Origin of the sequence: Moorena bouillonii PNG, from assembly GCF_001942495.1 — a bacterium.
Lineage (GTDB): Bacteria > Cyanobacteriota > Cyanobacteriia > Cyanobacteriales > Coleofasciculaceae > Moorena > Moorena bouillonii.
On sequence record NZ_MKZS01000001.1, the window covers coordinates 3,319,557 to 3,322,585 of the forward strand.

The 3,029-nt window shown below is 46.1% G+C and carries 2 protein-coding genes; both read right to left on the reverse strand.

What is annotated here, in order from left to right:
- Positions 1 to 50: 50 nt before the first annotated feature.
- Positions 51 to 1,406, reverse strand: coding sequence for a TIGR03279 family radical SAM protein (locus BJP37_RS13510; RefSeq protein ID WP_075899468.1), 1,356 nt, complete (start codon positions 1,404 to 1,406; stop codon positions 51 to 53).
- Between the two features lie 392 nt (positions 1,407 to 1,798).
- Positions 1,799 to 2,785 carry an undecaprenyl-diphosphate phosphatase gene (locus BJP37_RS13515; protein ID WP_075906065.1) on the reverse strand — a complete coding sequence of 329 codons (987 nt, stop codon included), beginning with the start codon at positions 2,783 to 2,785 and terminating at the stop codon, positions 1,799 to 1,801.
- Positions 2,786 to 3,029 lie beyond the last annotated feature (244 nt).

Below are 3,029 nucleotides of genomic sequence, written 5' to 3' on the forward strand. Positions count from 1 at the left end.
CCGATTCCCGATTCCCGATTCCCGATTCCCTACTCCCTACTCCCTACTCCCTACTCCCTATTCCCAACAGCCCCATCGATCAATTCCTCAATACCATTAACCGGAATAATCGGAGTATTGAGCTGATCAGCCACTTCTGCTACAGTCATATCATCCAGAAACCGGGTATCACCATGCTTAAGCATCAACCCAGGTAACAGAATCATTTCTCCTAAATCTTTTCCTTTTAATCCCTTCAGTAAATCTTGTCCAGTCAGCAACCCAGTAACCGTTATCTCCTGACCCCAGTAATCACTAGATAACGCCACCATCCTAATCTCCAATCCTGGCACAGCATTGAACCGCTCTACCACAGGTTCAAACGCTTTTTCCACCGCATTACCCACTACCCAAGTCCCCCGTCGGGGGATTTCTAGACCCTTAGGTAACCGTTGAGTAGCAGCAGTTTGGAATTGTTTCAGGAACAGACGAATCGAACCAACACCATTCCCAATTTGAGGGTAGTCTCCGTAATCCGATTCTGGAGGTAACTCTTCTCTAGCAATCAAAAACCACTCATCTGCCAACCAAGCAAAGGTAGACCCCAACTGGTGCTTAAATTTCTCCTGAAGCCTTTGAACCTGAGCAATCACTTCCCTAGCTTTCTCCCCAGTAACACTAATTAGTTCATCCTCAATTAGTTCATCCTCCTGAGGTCGAAATCGAGTCAATCCCACCGGTACTACTGCCGTTGAAGCGACTGCGGGCAGATCACCGGTATAGAATTGAGCTAAATCTAACAGAGTACGTTCTAAGTGAATGCCATCATTAATTCCAGGACACACCACTACCTGGGCATGAATTTGCAGCCGTCGCTCCTGAAACCACCTTAACTGCTCTAAAATTAGCCCAGCCCGAGGATTTTTGAGTAAGCGTATGCGCACATCCGGTTCAGTAGCATGAACCGAAACATAAAGAGGAGATAGACGCATCCGTTCGATCCGATCCCACTCGGTTTGAGTCAGATTAGTCAGGGTTAGGTAAGACCCATACAGAAAACTAAGCCGATAGTCATCATCTTTGAAATAAAGGCTTTGGCGCTTACCTGGTGGTTGTTGGTCGATAAAGCAAAATGGGCAACGATTATTGCACTGAATCAAACCATCAAATAACGCTGTCTCGAATTCCAGCCCTAAATCGTCATCATAGTCTTTCTCAATTTCGATCACATGAGTCTTACCCGCCCCATCCAGCACTTCCAGTTCTAGAATTTCATCCGCACACAGGAATTGATAATCAATCAAATCACGGGGATGGCTACCATTAATCGCAACAATAGAATCCCCTGGTTCAAATCCAACCTCAGCAGCAATGGAGTTGGGAAGAACCTTTGTGATTAATACTGGACGAATCGAGCTTTGACTCATTGATAGCAGTTTTCAATTGGGTGAGGCACAAAGTCGTTGGTTTTAGGGAACAGGGAACAGGGAACAGGGAACAGGGGGAAGAGTGTGGGGAGAGAGGGTAGTGTGGGGAGAGGGGGGAGAGGGAAGAAGAGTGTGGGGAGAGGGGGGAGCTCACAAGGGTAGGTCTTTAAACATTGGGGCGAGTAATTACTTTCATTGCCTAGAATCTCTTCCAAATAAATATATATCAAAATATACAATAATTGCTGGAATAATTCTCCCCATCTCCCCACACTTCCCACACTTCCCACACTTCCCACACTCTTCACTAGTTTAAGGGATAATTCTCCCTATCTCCCCATCTCCCCATCTCCCCATCTCCCTATCTTCCCATCTTCCGACACTTGCGATCGCTAACTATTTTGTAAAACCCCAGTTATAATAGCACCTAAAATTGCTATCCCAAACAATAACCGATACCAGACAAATATCCAGACACCTTGTTTCTTGAGATAGCTGATCATCCATGCGATCGCTACGTAGGAAAATACTGCTGATGAAATCACCCCTACAATCAGTGACATTGCGCCAGCATCCCCGATGCCATCTTTGAGCAAACCGACTAACTCCACTAAACCAGCTAAAGTAATCGCGGGGATGCCCAACAAAAAGGAAAATCGTGCTGCGGTTGCTCGTTCCAAACCCATGAATAAACCAGCAGTGAGAGTTGAGCCAGAGCGGGAGACACCAGGCACTAAAGCCAACGCCTGAGCTAAGCCCATCCCGATCCCATCTTTAAGACCTAAATCCTCAAAGTTACGCTTACGCTTACCCACTACTTCAGACACACCCATCAACAAACCCATCACAATCGAGACATAGGCGATTGACATGGTACTGCGTATTGGAGAATTGTCATAATCAGGGATAAAGATTTTAATCAGCAGTCCAAAGAAGACGATGGGTAGGGTTCCCAAGGCAATTCCCAGGGCCATCTGGAAGTCTTGGGATTGGTAATCGGATTTACGGATAGCTTTGAATGCGCCAGTAGTGACTTTAGTCAAGTCTCCCCAGAAGTACCACACCACCGCTGCAATCGAGCCTAGTTGAATCACAGCCGTAAACGCAACCCCTGGATCACCCCAGCCTAAGGCCACAGGTACCACTTTTAAATGAGCGGTACTACTAATAGGCAGGAATTCTGTAAAGCCCTGTACAAAACCCAGCACCACAGCCTGAAAAATAGTCATGTGAGGCGTAGTAATTGTGGCAGTGGTACTGGTTGAGGATAAGACATCTGGGGCAGGAGTTGTAGCGAGAACCTTCAAGGGGAAGGTAAGGCAGGCGCTAATAACAGCAATGATAGAAAAATTGATAAATTGACGTTTTGATAAGACCATTCTTTCCCCTATTGAGGTTGCTGTAGCTGAATCAGCCAGCCTTAATTCAATCGGTATTCTGGCATAAATTACCAACAATCGCCAATGGAATCTGGATACTTAGCAAATATTTCATAGTATCCCAATTCCATTCCATCTTGATCTTTAATCCTTAAAGCTTAATATTTCATCCTTCTCGGGAATCGGGAGTCGGGAGTCGGGAATCGGGAATCGGGAATCGGGAATCGGGAATCGGGAATCGGGA